This is a genomic window from Yinghuangia aomiensis, from assembly GCF_039542225.1.
Classification (GTDB): Bacteria; Actinomycetota; Actinomycetes; order Streptomycetales; family Streptomycetaceae; genus Yinghuangia; species Yinghuangia aomiensis.
The window spans coordinates 23,230-37,793 of the sequence record NZ_BAABHS010000045.1; the positions used below are offsets into that span (position 1 = coordinate 23,230).

Here is a 14,564-nt window from a genome sequence, read left to right on the forward strand (position 1 = left end):
GGGCGCGGCATGGCCTCTCTCGTCACTCGGCCCCCCGGGTTCGGGCGTCCGCGAGGATGCCGGGGAGTGCGGCGATCAGCGCGTCCACGTCGGCGTCCTCGACGACCAGCGGCGGAGCGAGCCGGATGACGTCGGGCGCAACCGCGTTGACGAGGAAACCGGCGGCGGTGGCGGCCTCGGCGACGTGGCCCGCGACGGGTGCGGTCAGCACGATACCGAGAAGCAGGCCCGCACCGCGCACATGATCGACCAGCGGGTCGCCGAGTGCCTCGACTTCGTGGGAGATCCGCACGCCGAGGTCGCGGGTGCGGGCCAGCAGGCCGTCGGCGTCGATGGTGTCGAGCACCGCCAGACCGACCGCGCAGCACACCGGGTTGCCGCCGAACGTGGAGGCGTGGTCGCCGGGCGCGAGGAGTTCGGCGGCGTCGCCGAACGCCACGCAGGCGCCGAGCGGCAGACCGCCGCCGATGCCCTTGGCGAGCGTCATCACGTCGGGCAGCACGCCTTCGAAGTACGGGTCCTGGTGGGCGAACCAGTAGCCGGTGCGGCCGGTGCCGGTCTGCACCTCGTCGAGGATCAGCAGCGCGCCGCGTTCCGCGGTGATCTCGCGGGCCCGCTTGAGGTAGCCGGGCGGCAGCGGGCGGACGCCGAACTCGCCCTGGATCGGCTCCAGGAAGACCGCGGCGGTCTGCTCGGTGACCAGGGCGTCGAGGGCGTCGATGTCGCCGAACGGGGCGTACTTCACGCCGCCGGGCAGCGGTTCGAAGCCGGTGCGCTTGCCGGGCTGGCCGGTGAGGGCGAGGGCGCCCATGGTGCGGCCGTGGAACGAGCCTTCGATGGTGACCACTTCGGGCCGCCCGGTCTTGCGGGCGATCTTGAAGGCGGCCTCGTTGGCTTCGGCGCCGGAGTTGCAGAAGAACACCCGGCCGTCGCGTCCGGTCAGCTGCAGGATCCGCTCGGCGAGTTCGACCGCGCGGGTGGAGATGAACAGGTTCGACACATGGCCGACGGTGGAGATCTGCGTGGTGGCGGCGTCGATCACCGCCGGGTGCGCGTGGCCGAGGACGTTGACCGCCACCCCGGACAGGAAGTCCACGTATTCGCGGCCGTCGGCGTCGACGACGTGCGCGCCCTTGCCGGACACCAGCGCGACCTTCGGCCGGCCGAGGGACGGCATGAGGGCGCCCGTCCACCGCTTCTGGTACGTCTCGTTGGCGGTCATGCGCCCTCCCCCGCGGTCTGGCCGGCGTTCGGGACGACCATCGTCCCGACGCCTTCGTCGGTGAACACTTCGAGCAGCAGCGAGTGCGCGACGCGGCCGTCGAGCACGTGCGCGGCCCGGACGCCGGCCTGCACGGCGCGCAGGCAGGCTTCCATCTTCGGCACCATGCCGCTGGCCAGGCTCGGCAGCAGCTCGGCGAGTTCGTCGGCGTCGAGGCGGCTGATCACCTCGTCGCTGTTGGGCCAGTCGGCGTACAGGCCTTCGACGTCGGTGAGGACGACGAGGCGTTCGGCGTGCAGCGCGGCGGCCAGCGCGGCCGCGGCGGTGTCCGCGTTGACGTTGTAGACGTGGCCGTCGGCGCCGCGGGCGACGGACGAGATCACCGGGATCCGGCCGTCGTCGAGCAGAGCGCCGATGGCACCCGGGTTGACCTCGACGACATCGCCGACGAGGCCGATGTCGACCAGTTCGCCGTCGACGAGGGCGTGCCGCTTCTCGGCGGTCATGGTGTGCGCGTCCTCGCCGGTCATGCCGACGGCGAACGGGCCGTGCTCGTTGATGAGCCCGACGATCTCGCGCTGCACCTGGCCGGCGAGCACCATGCGGACCACGTCCATCGCTTCGGGCGTGGTGACCCGCAGGCCGCCCGCGAAGGTGGACTCCAGGCCGAGCTTGTCGAGGTGCGCGCTGATCTGCGGGCCGCCGCCGTGCACGATGACCGGCTTGAGGCCGGCGAACCGCAGGAACACCACGTCTTGGGCGAAGGCGCGCTTGAGGGCGTCGTCGACCATGGCGTTGCCGCCGAACTTGATGACGACGGTCTTGCCGTAGTAGTGCTCGAGCCAGGGCAGCGCTTCGATGAGCGTGTGGGCCTTGCCGAGCGCGACGTTGTGCCGCGCGGCGCGGATCGCTTTTCCGACCGTCTTCATCGAGTTCCCCCCGTTGCCGTGTGCGTCGGCGCTGCCGCCGGCGTCCTGCTTTCCGGTGGTCGTGCTCATGACGAGTACGCCGAGTTCTCGTGGACGTACTCCGCGGTCAGGTCGTTGGTCCACACCGTGACGGCCGCGTCGCCGGCGTTGAGCCGGGCGGTGACCCGGACTTCGCGTCCGCCCATGTCGACGAGGTCGCGGTCCTCGCCGACCGCGCCGCCCTTGCATACCCATACGCCGTTGATGGCGACGTCGAGCCGGTCGGCGTCGAACTCCGCGCCGGTGGTGCCGATCGCGGACAGCACCCGGCCCCAGTTGGGGTCTTCGCCGTGGATGGCGCACTTGAAGAGGTTGTTGCGGGCGATCGACCGGGCGACCTCCAGCGCGTCGGCCTCGTTCGCGGCCCCTTCGACCTCGATGGCGATGTCCTTGCCCGCGCCCTCGGCGTCGCCGATGAGCTGCCGGGCGAGGTCGTCGCAGACGACCCGCACGGCCTCGGCGAACTCCGCGGCGGCCGGGGCCACTCCGGACGCGCCGGAGGCGAGCAGCAGGACGGTGTCGTTGGTCGACATGCAGCCGTCCGAGTCGATCCGGTCGAAGGTGGTGTGCGTGGCGGCGCGCAGCGCCGCGTCGAGCTGCTCGGCGGGCACGTCGGCGTCGGTGGTGAGCACCACGAGCATGGTGGCCAGGCCCGGCGCGAGCATGCCCGCGCCCTTGGCCATGCCGCCGACGACCCAGCCGTCGCCGCCGGACACCGCGACCTTGTGCACGGTGTCGGTGGTCTTGATGGCGATCGCCGCGGCCTCGCCGCCGTCCGCGGTCAGCGCGGCGGCCGCCGCGTCGACGCCCGGGACCAGCTTGTCCATGGGCAGCTGCACGCCGATGAGCCCGGTCGAGCACACCGCGACCTCGCCCGCGTTCAGCTCGAGGAGTTCGGCGACCCGCTCGGCGGTTTTGTGGGTGTTCTGGAAGCCCTCGGCGCCGGTGCACGCGTTGGCGCCGCCGGAGTTGAGGATCACGGCCTGGAGTTGGCCGCCGGTGACGACCTGGCGGGACCACTGCACGGGCGCGGCCTGCACGCGGTTGGACGTGAACACGCCGGCCGCGGCGAGCGACGGCCCGTCGTTGACGACCAGCGCGACGTCCGGCGCACCGGTCGTCTTGAGCCCGGCCGCGACACCCGCGGCCCGGAACCCCTTCGCTGCCGTGACAGTCATGGCGCAACCCCCACCTTGCTCAGACCCAGCTCCTCGTCGAGGCCCAGGGCGATGTTCATGCTTTGCACCGCGCCGCCGCCGGTGCCCTTGGCCAGGTTGTCGATCACGCCCACGGCGACCAGGCGGTTCGCCTGCTCGTCGACGGTCACCTGGAGAAGTGCGGTGTTCGCGCCGTAGGTCATCTGCGTCGCGGGCCACTGGCCCTCGGCGAGCAGGTGCACGAACGGTTCGTCGGCGTACGCCTTCTCGTACGCCGCGCGCACGTCCGCGGCGGTGACGCCGGGGCGCAGCTTGGCGGTGCAGGTGGCGAGGATGCCGCGGGACATCGGGGCGAGGATCGGCGTGAAGGACACCGTGACCGGCTCGCCCGCGGCGGCCGCGAGGCCCTGGGCGATCTCCGGGGTGTGCCGGTGCACTCCGCCGACGCCGTACGCGCTGGCGGAGCCCATGACCTCGCTGCCGAGCAGGTTGGTCTTGAGCGCCTTGCCCGCGCCGCTGGTGCCGGACGCCGCGGCGATCACCACATCGGCCTCGACCAGCCCGGCAGCGAACGCCGGCACGGTGCTGAGCAGCGACACGGTCGGGTAGCAGCCGGGGACGGCGATCCGCTTGGTGCCGCGCAGCCGCTCGCGCGCGCCGGGCAGCTCCGGGAGGCCGTACCGCCAGGTGCCGGCGTGCGGCGAGCCGTAGAACCGCTCCCACGCCGCGGCGTCGCGCAGCCGGAAGTCCGCGCCGCAGTCCACCACGAGCACGTCGTCGCCGAGCTGCTCGGCGATCGCCGCGGACTGCCCGTGCGGCAGTGCGAGGAACACCACGTCGTGCCCGCCGAGTACCTCGGCGGTGGTCTCTTGGAGGACGCGGTCGGCCAACGGCACCAGATGCGGCTGGAGCGCCCCCAGGCGCTGCCCCGCATTCGATCCCGCGGTGAGCGCGCCGATCTCGATTTCCGGATGTGCGATCAGCAGACGCAGAATTTCCCCGCCCGCATAGCCGCTGGCTCCCGCCAATGCCGCCGTGACCACCCTGGCCACCTCCTCCCGATGGCATGACTATACGGAGCAGCGAAGACTTATGCAAACGCCTTCGCCCGCCCGGGTGAATACGCCACCCCCCACCCGACCATGATCCGTCCCCAGAACCCGACACCGGAAATCCCCCCGGTCCGCCACGGGTCAGGACCTGTGGTGCCGATGCCGACCAACCCGGCCGATCCGGACGGCACACCCGCCCCTGCCCCCGCCTCCGCGCGCAACGGAAAAGAGGAGGCCCAGACCCGGCGCGGACCTCCCCCTCTCCTTCAGCTTCGATCAGCCGGTCGGCGGCGCCAGGTACTCCAGCGCATAACCCTCCCCCGCACGCGTGACCCGGGCGATGCCGGGCGAGTCGAGGTGGGCGCCGGCGACGAAGTGGTCCGGCCGGATCAGCCGGTCGAGGAGCCCCGCGCGGGCGGCGCGAGCCTGGGACTGGTCGTCGTCCCACTCCCAGGACACGGACGGCTGGTCGAACTGCAGCGTGGGGACGTGCACGGTGTCGCCCCAGGCGAGCAGGCGCCCGGTGCCGCTCGCGACCTCGTAGACGGTGTGGCCGGGCGTGTGGCCCGGCGTCGGGATCGCGGCGATCCAGTCGTTGATCGCGACCTCCTCCGACACGGAGACGACCCGGTCGCGGATCGGCTCGAGCCGCCCGGTGAACACCGAGGCGTCCCCCGCGCCGATCCACACGCGCTCCAGCTTGGCGAACGCCTCGGAACCGTCCGGCATGACCAGACCGCTCACGTGGTCTTCGTGCCGATGAGTGATGGCCACGTCGGTGATGCCCGCGCGGTCGATTCCCGCTTCGTCGAGCGCTTCGTAGATCAGCCCCATGGTGGGGTCGTGCCAGTTGTCGGACGCGCCGGTGTCGATGAGCACCGACCGCGTGCCGTCGGTGACGTGGAAGGCGTTGACCGACAGCCGCAGGTTGCCGCCGACCAGCGGGACGGCGGCCGGCAACCCGCCGAGCACGCACCCGCACGCGTCGCGGAGCCGGGTCGCGGGCATGTCGATGTACCCGTCGCGCAACGCGACCACCTGCAGATCGCCGAATTCGAACGCGGCGTAGTGCCGGCCACTCGAGACCAGACGCATGAGCCCCTCCGTCGTCACGGTTCTCCAATAGAAGATGAACTCTTCTTTAGAAGAAACCCTACACTGTGCGCGGCGAGGGCATCCATCGATCGAGGAGCACGGTGGTCGAGCAAGACGGCAACGCGGCCGACCCGCAGCACGGCGACGACCTGGCCGGCGCGTTCGGCGGCAACGTGCGGCGGCGCCGCGAGGAGGCGGGTCTGACGCTGGAGCAGCTGTCCGCGCAGTCGTCGGTCAGCCGGGCGATGCTGTCCAAGGTCGAACGCGGCGAGAAGAGTCCGACGATCGGCATCGCGTCCCGCATCGCCCACGCGCTCGACACACCGCTCTCGGACCTGATCGGCTCCCCTGCCGCGGCCGCCAACGGCGTCGCGGTCGTCATGCGCAGGCCCGAACGCCCCGTCTTCCGCGACCCGGAAACCGGCTTCGAACGCCACATCGTGTCGGCCGCCCCGGGCGCGGGCGGAGCCGAACTGGTCGCCCACTACCTCCCCGCGCAGGTCTCCACCGGCCTGCTGCCCGCGTATCCGCCGGGCACCGAGAAACAACTCGTGGTGCTCGCCGGCACCCTCACCGTCGCGGTCGGCGGCATCAGCGAAACCCTGCACGCCGGCGACTCCGTGTTCTTCCAGGCCGACGCCCCCCACGGCTTCGCCAACCGCACGGACGATCCGTGCGAGTACCTGATGGTCATCTCACGCAGGACCTGATCAAGCGCTCCGCCCCAAAACCGCGCGCTCTGGCGCGGGCTCACCTACCTGATGACCGTGCTCCACGAGAGCCGCGACTTCCGGGAGGACCGGAGCGGGGAAGTCGCCGAGGCGGCGCAGCGGGAACTGGACGCCGCGTTCGACACCGTGGCCGCAGAGCTGACCACACGCTGGGGGGCTCCGCGGACCGTCGATCTCTGGCCTGCCCGCCGCCCGCCGCCCGCCGCCCGCCGCCCGGAAGTCCAACGCCCCAAAATTGCCGAGAGCCCGCCCCCACACCGCGAAAGCGGCAGGGAGCGGGCCCTCGTCAGGGTCCTCCGACGTCAGCTGAGCGTCGCCAGGGCCTGGTTCAGCGTCGCGGACGGGCGCATGACCGCGGAGGCCTTGGCCGGGTCCGGCTGGTAGTAGCCGCCGATGTCGGCCGGGGAGCCCTGGACGGCGAGCAGCTCGTCCACGATGGTCTGCTCCTGCTCGGCCAGCGTCTTCGCGAGCGGGGCGAAGGCCGCGGCGAGTTCGGCGTCGGCGGTCTGGCCGGCCAGCTCTTGGGCCCAGTACAGGGCCAGGTAGAAGTGGCTGCCGCGGTTGTCGATGCCGCCGACGCGGCGGGTCGGCGACTTGTCCTCGTTGAGGAAGGTGCCGGTGGCGCGGTCGAGGGTGTCGGCGAGGATCTGCGCGCGGGCGTTGGAGGTCGCCGTGGCGAGGTGCTCGAAGCTCGCGGCCAGGGCGAAGAACTCGCCGAGGCTGTCCCAGCGCAGGTAGTTCTCCTTGACGAGCTGCTGCACGTGCTTCGGCGCCGAGCCGCCCGCACCCGTCTCGAAGAGGCCGCCGCCCGCCATCAGCGGAACAACCGACAGCATCTTGGCGCTGGTGCCCAGCTCCAGGATCGGGAACAGGTCCGTCAGGTAGTCGCGGAGCACGTTGCCGGTGACCGAGATGGTGTTCTCGCCGCGGCGGATGCGCTCGACCGACAGGGCGGTGGCCTTCACCGGCGACATGATCTCGATGGTCAGGCCGTCGGTGTCGTGCTGCGGCAGGTACTCGCGGACCTTGCCGATGAGCACGGCGTCGTGCGCGCGGGTCTCGTCGAGCCAGAACACGGCCGGGTCGCCGGTGGCGCGGGCACGCGTCACGGCGAGCTTGACCCAGTCCTGGATCGGCAGGTCCTTCGTCTGGCACATGCGGAAGATGTCGCCCGCGGAGACCTCCTGCTCGAGGACCGCGTTGCCGTCCTCGTCGACGACGCGGACGGTGCCCGCGGCGGCGATCTCGAAGGTCTTGTCGTGGCTGCCGTATTCCTCGGCGGCCTGCGCCATGAGGCCGACGTTCGGCACCGAGCCCATCGTCGCCGGGTCGTAGGCGCCGTTCGCGCGGCAGTCGTCGATGACGACCTGGTAGACGCCCGCGTAGCTGCTGTCCGGCAGCACCGCGAGGGTGTCGGCCTCGTTGCCGTCCGGGCCCCACATGTGGCCGGAGGTGCGGATCATCGCGGGCATCGACGCGTCGACGATGACGTCGCTGGGGACGTGCAGGTTCGTGATGCCGCGGTCCGAGTCGACCATGGCGAGCGCCGGGCCGTCGGCGATCTCCGCCTCGATCGACGCCTTGATCGCGTCGCCGTCGGGCAGCGCGGCCAGGCCGTTGAGGATGGCACCGAGGCCGTCGTTCGGGCTGAGGCCCGCGGCCGCGAGGGTCTCGCCGTAGGCGGCGAACGTCTTCGGGAAGAAGGCGCGGACGACGTGGCCGAAGACGATCGGGTCGGAGACCTTCATCATCGTGGCCTTGAGGTGCACCGAGAACAGCACGTCCTCGGCCTTCGCGCGGGCGATCTGCGCGGTGAGGAACTCGCGGAGGTGCGCGGCGCGCATGACGGAGGCGTCGACGACCTCGCCGTCGAGGACCTTCACGGTCTCGCGGAGCACGGTGGTGGTGCCGTCGGCGGCGACGTGCTCGATGCGCAGCGTGCCGGCCTTGGCGACGACCGCGGACTTCTCGGTGCTGCGGAAGTCGTTCTGCCCCATCGTGGCGACGTTGGTCTTCGAGTCGGCGGTCCAGGCGCCCATGCGGTGCGGGTGGGCCTTGGCGTAGTTCTTGACCGACGCGGGGGCGCGGCGGTCGGAGTTGCCCTCGCGCAGGACCGGGTTGACGGCGCTGCCCTTGACCTTGTCGTAGCGGGCGCGCGTCTCGCGCTCCTCGTCGGACTTCGGGTCGTCCGGGTAGTCCGGCAGCGCGTAGCCCTGCGCCTGCAGCTCCGCGACCGCGGCCTTGAGCTGCGGGATGGAAGCGGAGATGTTCGGCAGCTTGATGATGTTGGCGGCCGGGGTCTTGGCCAGCTCGCCCAGCTCGGCAAGGGCGTCGCCGATGCGCTGGTCCTCGGTGAGGCGCTCCGGGAAGGACGCGATGATGCGGCCCGCCAGGGAGATGTCGCGGGTCTCGACGCGGACACCGGCGGTCGAGGCGTAGGCCTGGATGACCGGCAGCAGCGAATACGTCGCCAGCGCCGGGGCCTCGTCGGTGTGCGTGTAGATGATGGTCGAGTCAGTCACCAGGTGCTCCGCTCCACGTCTCCGGCTTGCTGCAACATTGCTCGATTGCTCGACATCAAGATATCCCGAAGCGGCACCGGTTTCGCACGCACCCGGCCGCCGGGATAAACCTCACGCGGACGGTTGGCGGAAACCTACAAATCCGTGCTGCGCGACTCGGTGGTTCCCGGTACCCGGTGGCGGCTCGAAGCGCTGGCAGAGTCGGTGGCACGTCGAACTTCTCGGGGCTTCGGCCCCGACGGGGAATTGTCTGCCTATCACAAAGAGGTGCCTGCTGTGACGCCTGCGACGCCTGCTGTGACACCCATGACTCCTGCCGTCGCCGTGACCGGACTGGGCGCGACCACCCCGTTGGGCGGCGACGCGCCGTCCACCTGGGCCGCGATGCTCGCCGGGAAATCCGGCGTACGCCTCCTCGACGACCCCCGCCTCGAGGACTTCCCGGCCCGGATCGGCGCCCCGCTCGCCGTCGACCCCGCCGCCGTCCTCCCGCGCGTCGAGGCGCGCCGCATGGACCGCTCGCAGCAGGTCGCCATGATCGCCGCCCGCGAGGCCTGGGCGGACGCCGGAAGCCCGGAGGTCGACCCGGACCGCCTCGCCGTCGTCATCGGCACCGGCGTCGGCGGCGCGGTCACCCTCCTCGAGCAGGACGACAAGCTGGAGTCCGGCGGCCCGCGCCGCGTCTCGCCGCTGACCGTGCCGATGCTCATGGCCAACGGCCCCGCCGCCTTGGTCGGCATCGAACTGGGCGCCCGGGCGGGCGTGCACACCCCCGTCAGCGCGTGTGCGTCCGGTGCCGAAGCGATCGCCTACGGCATGGACCTGATCCGCCTCGGCCGCGCCGACGTCGTGGTGGCGGGCGGCGCCGAAGCGTGCCTGCACCCGCTGCCGCTCGCCGGGTTCGCGCAGGCCCGCACGCTTTCCACCCGCAACGACGACCCCGAGCGCGCGTCCCGCCCGTTCGACGCGGCCCGCGACGGCTTCGTGCTCGGCGAAGGCGCCGCGGTCGTGGTGCTGGAACGCGCCGACTTCGCCGCGGCCCGCGCCGCCCGGCGGCATGCGCTGCTGGCCGGATCCGGCATGACGTCCGACGCCTTCCACATCACCGGCGCCGACCCCGAGGGCCAAGCCCGCGCGATGCGCCGCGCCCTCGCGGACGCCGGACTGCCGCCGCAGGCCGTCGACGTCGTGCACGCGCACGCCACCTCGACCCCCGTCGGCGACCTCAACGAAGCCCGCTCGGTCGCCGACGCGATCGGCCTGCACCCGGCGGTGACCGCGACCAAGTCGATGACCGGCCACCTGTGCGGCGGCGCCGGCGCGGTCGGCGCGCTTGCCGCGCTGCTCGCCGTCCGCGACGGCGTCGTCCCGGCGGTCCGCAACCTCGACGACCCGGACCCGGAGGTCAAGCTGGACCTGGTCCGCGGCGAACCGCGGCGCGGCTCCTTCCACACCGCGCTCGCCAACGCGTTCGGCTTCGGCGGGCACAACGTGTCGCTCGTGTTCACCGCGGCCTGACCCCCACCGCGGCACCGCACCCGGCCCCGCGCACAGGCCCTCCCCACGGGCCGCGACATCGCGCGCGGACGCCTGTCCCGGCCCCGCGGCCGGTGGCCCGCACCACCGGCCGCACCGGCCCCCTGCGTTAGACTCTGGCGCTCCCGGGCCGTCCCGCACCGCCCGCGTCCGGGCCGCCCAGCCCGGTCGCCCACGTTCCGCGCGGACCGGCCCTGCCCCCGGATGAGACGACGAGACGACGTGACAACTCCCCTGGAATCGGACGACCGCACCAACGTCACCGACCCGGAGAGACCAACGGCCCGCACTTCGTCCCAATTCGGCCGGATCGCCGCCCGGGCCCGCACGCTCAACCGGTTCGACCTGATCGCCATGGCCGTCCCCACCGTGATCCTCGCGGTGATGGGCTGGCAGAAACGCTGGATGACCGACGACGGGCTGATCTTCACCCGCGCCGTCAAGCAAATCGTGGACGGCAACGGCCCCGTCTACAACATCGGCGAGCGCACGGAAACCTCCACGAGCACCCTGTGGCAGTGGGTCCTCGCCCTCGTCGACCTGGTCACCCCCGGCGACATCGCGGCCATCGCCGTCTACCTCGGCCTCGCCCTGTCCGTCGGCGGATTCCTGATCGCCCTCAACGCCACCCGGCGCCTCTATCGCGGCCTCGCCGTCAAGCGCTTCCTGCTGCCGGCCGGCGCCCTGGTGTTCGTCGCGATCCCGTCCATCTGGGACTTCCTGACCGCGGGCATGGAAACCGGGCTGATCATCTTCTGGATCGCCGTGTCCTGGTCCCTCCTGGTGCGCGCGTGGCAGATCCCCGCCGAACGCGTCCGGCTGCGCCGCGTCCTCGGCACCAGCGTCTGGTACGGCCTCGGCCCGCTCGTCCGCCCCGACCTCGGCCTGGCGATGATGGTCTTCCTGGCCGCGCTCGCCCTGCTGACCCGGGCCCGCTGGACCCGGTGCATCGGCATGCTCGCCGCCGCCGGAGCACTGCCCGCCGCATACGAGATCTTCCGCATGGGCTACTACGGCCTCATCTTCCCGATGCCCGCGCTCACCAAAGAAGCCGGCGAATCGCTGTGGGGCCGCGGCTGGGACTACCTGACGGACTACAACCGGCCCTACAAGCTGTGGATCCCGCTGCTCCTGCTCGCGGTCGTCGCCGCGCTGCTGCTGCGCGTCCGCCGCCCCGGCAACCGCACCTGGATCGTCGTCGCCGCCCCGCTGACCGCGGCGTTCGTGCAGACGTTCTACGTGATCAAGGTCGGCGGCGACTTCATGCACGGCCGCATGTGGATGCCCGTCCTGCTGATGCTGCTGCTCCCGCTGCTGCTCACGCCGTTCGACAAGCTCGCCACCCCGGTGGTCGCCGGCATCGCGGTCTGGGCCGTCATCTGCGGCAGTTCGTGGCGCTCCGGCATCATCACCACCGACTCGCCGCTCGGCAACGGCCAGCACCAGGTGTGGAACGAACGCGACTTCTACACCAACGAGACGAAGACCGACAATCCGGTCACCGTCGGGCCGCACATCCGCACCATCGAAGAGTCGTACGACGTCAGCCGCAAGGCCCTCGCCGACGGCCGCCGCGTGCTGATCCTCGACCCGAACTACGCGCGCGCCTACAACCTCCCCGTCGACTTCGCCCTCCCGCTGCGCACCGACGTCGACTTCCCCGTCGGCCTGGTCATCGGCCGCCTGGGCGTGGGCGGCGCGGTCATGCCGCTCGACGGCATCGTCGCCGACGTGTGGGGCCTGTCGAACACCATCGGCGCGCACATCGACCAGACCAACTTCGCCGCGGCCGGCCACCAGAAGCTGCTGCCGCCGGCATGGAACTTCGCGTTGTACGTGGACCCGGCGGCCTGGTCGCAGATCCCCGACAACTTCCTGTCCGCCAAGGACCGCGAGCGCGGCGTCACCATGCTCCAGCTCGTCAACGCCGCCAACCACACGATGCAGTGCGGCGACGTGAAGGAACTGGTCGACTCGGTCACCAAGCCGCTGACGTTCGGCCGCTTCTGGGACAACCTGACCGGCGCCTACGACCGCACCAAGCTGCGCATCCCGGCCGACCCGATCGCCGCCGAGCAGAAGTTCTGCAAGTAGGCGGCCTTCCAGCGATGACGGCGGGAGCGGCGCGGCACGGTGAACTTCACCGTGCCGCGCCCGTGCGGCTACGCTGCGTATCCGCCCGAATTCACCCGTCACGCACGGCAGCGCAACTGCTCGCCTGACGCGTCATAGAAGTGAGCCCATATATGGTTGCCGTGCGTGCCCGGTCACGTCGGCGTTACCAGTGCCGGGCCGCCCCCGCGCAAACGTCCGACGCCCCGGCCCTTGGAGTCCCCGAAGCATGAGCCTCGTCAGTGCGCTGTACCGGCGCACCGGCAGCGACGCGCCCGGGGACGCCGCCGCCGCCGAATCCGGCACCGCCTTCACCCGCCGCTGGAACGCGGCCATGGTCGCGCTGCCCGCCGCGGTGATCCTGGTGCTCGGCTACACCCACCGCTGGATCAGCGACGACGGCCTCATCTTCACCCGCACCGTGCGGCAGATCCTCGCCGGGCACGGCCCCGTCTACAACGTCGGGGAACGCGCCGAGGCGTCCACCAGCACCGTGTGGCAGTGGCTGCTCGTGCTGGTCGGCTGGGTCACCGGGGCGGACATCGGGAAGATCGCGGTCTACCTCGGCCTGCTGTGCACGGCCGCCGGGTACGCCATCGCGCTCGACGCCACGCGCCGCCTGTACCGGCCGTACGCCCCCGGCCGCCTCATGCTCCCGCTCGGCGTCCTGCTGCTGATCGCTCTGCCGCCGGTCTGGGACTTCGCCACCTCCGGCCTGGAGACCGGCCTTTCCACGCTGTGGATCGCGGGCTGCTGGTGGCTGCTGGTCCACACCCTCGACGACCGCCGCAACCGCATCACCTACCCGCTCGCCGTCCTCGCCGGACTCGGGCCGATGGTGCGCCCGGACCTGGCGATCGCGAGCGTCGGCTTCCTCGCCGTCCTGGCGATCGCCCGGCGGCCCCGTTGGCTCGCCGCCCTCGGGCACCTGGGCGCGGCCGCGGCGATCCCGGTCGCCTACGAGATCTTCCGGGCCGGCTACTACGGCGTCCTCCTGCCCCTCCCCGCCATCGCCAAGGAAGCCTCCGGCTCCGACTGGCGGCGCGGCGGCCACTACGCGCAGGACTTCGTCACCCCCTACGTCCTGTGGCTCCCCGTCCTCGCGCTCGTCGCGCTCGTCGTCGCCGTCGTCGTGCTGCGCGTCCGCGCCGACGGCCTGCGCACGACCGCCCGCGGCGACGCCCCCCGCACCGCCGTCTTCGTCATGCCGGTCGTCGTCGCCACCGTGATGAGCCTCTACGTGGTCCGCGTCGGCGGCGACTTCATGCACGCGCGCATGCTCATCCCCGCCCTGTTCGTCGCCGTGCTGCCGGTTCTGCTGGTGCCGTCCGGCCGGCTCGCGATCCCGGTCGCGGCGGCCGTGACGGTGTGGGCGGTGGTCTGCGGCGTATCGCTGCGCGTGCCCTACGACGGCTTCAGCTCCGACGGGATCATCGCCGACGAGCGCGCGTTCTACATAGACGCCATGGGCATCGCGCACCCGATCTCGGCCGCCGACTACATGGCGCACTACCCGCGCTTCCCCGAAGCCGTCCGGATCGCGAAGACGCAGTACACGCACGTCCTCGTCTACGCCTGGTACGACGGCTTCTACGTCACCCCGCTCCGCCCCGGCGACCCTGCCCCCTACGCCACGGCGTGGCTCAACCTCGGCATGAGCGGCGCCGCCGTCCCCCTCGACGGGCGTTCCGTCGACATCCTCGGCCTGGCCTACCCGCTGGCCGCCCACCAGGAGCTGACCGGCCGCGGACGCCCCGGGCACGAGAAGGAACTCGACATCGCCTGGCTGTTCGCCGCCTACGCGCCGGAGAACACGGTCCTGCCGCCCGGCATCGACCCGCTCCGGGTCGCTCAGGCGAAGTACGCGCTGACGTGCGGCGACGAGAACCGCGGCGCGTTGAAGGAACTGCAGGACTCGGTGCAGCAGCCGATGACCTGGAGCCGCTTCTGGAAGAACCTCACCGGCTCGTGGGACCGCACCCGGTTCCGCTTCCCGAACAACCCGGCGGACGCCATGGAGCAGGTGTGCGGCGTCCGCACGCTGCCCGACGGCTACCTCGACAAGATGTTCAAGGTGTCCCCGGACGACGCCGCGAAGACCGGGCAGGCCCCGATCAGCGCACCCACCACCAACCGCTAGCGCGCCCGAAAGCCGCCGCGGGCACCCCC

10 protein-coding genes are annotated in these 14,564 nt (G+C 71.8%); 4 read left to right on the top strand and 6 right to left on the bottom strand.

What is annotated here, in order from left to right:
• Window positions 1-22 precede the first annotated feature (22 nt).
• The 5 genes from ABEA93_RS36970 to ABEA93_RS36990 form a co-directional block, all read right to left on the bottom strand.
• A complete protein-coding gene (locus ABEA93_RS36970) occupies window positions 23-1,222 on the bottom strand; it encodes an acetylornithine transaminase (RefSeq protein ID WP_345680340.1) in 1,200 nt (399 codons plus the stop codon).
• Window positions 1,219-2,151 (bottom strand): acetylglutamate kinase, encoded by a 933-nt coding sequence (gene argB, locus ABEA93_RS36975; RefSeq protein WP_345680372.1) that lies wholly within the window; start codon window positions 2,149-2,151, stop codon window positions 1,219-1,221. Before argB ends, ABEA93_RS36970 begins: the two co-directional genes overlap by 4 nt.
• A gap of 65 nt (window positions 2,152-2,216) precedes the next feature.
• Window positions 2,217-3,368 carry a bifunctional glutamate N-acetyltransferase/amino-acid acetyltransferase ArgJ gene (argJ, locus tag ABEA93_RS36980; protein WP_345680341.1) on the bottom strand — a complete coding sequence of 384 codons (1,152 nt, stop codon included), beginning with the start codon at window positions 3,366-3,368 and terminating at the stop codon, window positions 2,217-2,219.
• A complete protein-coding gene (gene argC / locus ABEA93_RS36985; protein ID WP_345680342.1) occupies window positions 3,365-4,390 on the bottom strand; it encodes an N-acetyl-gamma-glutamyl-phosphate reductase in 1,026 nt (341 codons plus the stop codon). Before argC ends, argJ begins: the two co-directional genes overlap by 4 nt.
• Before the next feature lie 285 nt (window positions 4,391-4,675).
• Window positions 4,676-5,494, bottom strand: coding sequence for an MBL fold metallo-hydrolase (locus ABEA93_RS36990; protein ID WP_345680343.1), 819 nt, complete (start codon window positions 5,492-5,494; stop codon window positions 4,676-4,678).
• Between the two features lie 101 nt (window positions 5,495-5,595).
• Here ABEA93_RS36990 and ABEA93_RS36995 point away from each other — a divergent pair, with 101 nt between their 5' ends.
• The gene (locus tag ABEA93_RS36995) at window positions 5,596-6,204 is read left to right on the top strand and encodes a helix-turn-helix domain-containing protein (protein WP_345680344.1); all 609 of its coding nucleotides are present in this window, start codon (window positions 5,596-5,598) and stop codon (window positions 6,202-6,204) included.
• 323 nt (window positions 6,205-6,527) lie between these two features.
• On the opposite strand, the gene ABEA93_RS37000 is transcribed toward ABEA93_RS36995, so the two are convergent.
• On the bottom strand, window positions 6,528-8,747 hold the full coding sequence (locus ABEA93_RS37000) for an NADP-dependent isocitrate dehydrogenase (RefSeq protein ID WP_345680345.1): 2,220 nt from the start codon (window positions 8,745-8,747) through the stop codon (window positions 6,528-6,530).
• 306 nt (window positions 8,748-9,053) lie between these two features.
• On the opposite strand from ABEA93_RS37000, the gene ABEA93_RS37005 reads away from it, so the two are divergent.
• The 3 genes from ABEA93_RS37005 to ABEA93_RS37015 all read left to right on the top strand — a co-directional run bounded on the left by ABEA93_RS37005 (window position 9,054) and on the right by ABEA93_RS37015 (window position 14,535).
• Window positions 9,054-10,265, top strand: a complete 1,212-nt coding sequence (locus tag ABEA93_RS37005; RefSeq protein WP_345680346.1) for a beta-ketoacyl-[acyl-carrier-protein] synthase family protein — start codon at window positions 9,054-9,056, stop codon at window positions 10,263-10,265.
• A 240-nt stretch (window positions 10,266-10,505) separates the two neighbouring features.
• Window positions 10,506-12,377: an arabinofuranosyltransferase AftB family protein gene (locus ABEA93_RS37010; RefSeq protein ID WP_345680347.1), complete on the top strand. Its 1,872-nt coding sequence runs from the start codon at window positions 10,506-10,508 to the stop codon at window positions 12,375-12,377.
• A 247-nt stretch (window positions 12,378-12,624) separates the two neighbouring features.
• Window positions 12,625-14,535 carry an arabinofuranosyltransferase AftB family protein gene (locus ABEA93_RS37015; RefSeq protein WP_345680348.1) on the top strand — a complete coding sequence of 637 codons (1,911 nt, stop codon included), beginning with the start codon at window positions 12,625-12,627 and terminating at the stop codon, window positions 14,533-14,535.
• The last annotated feature ends 29 nt before the right edge of the window (window positions 14,536-14,564 follow it).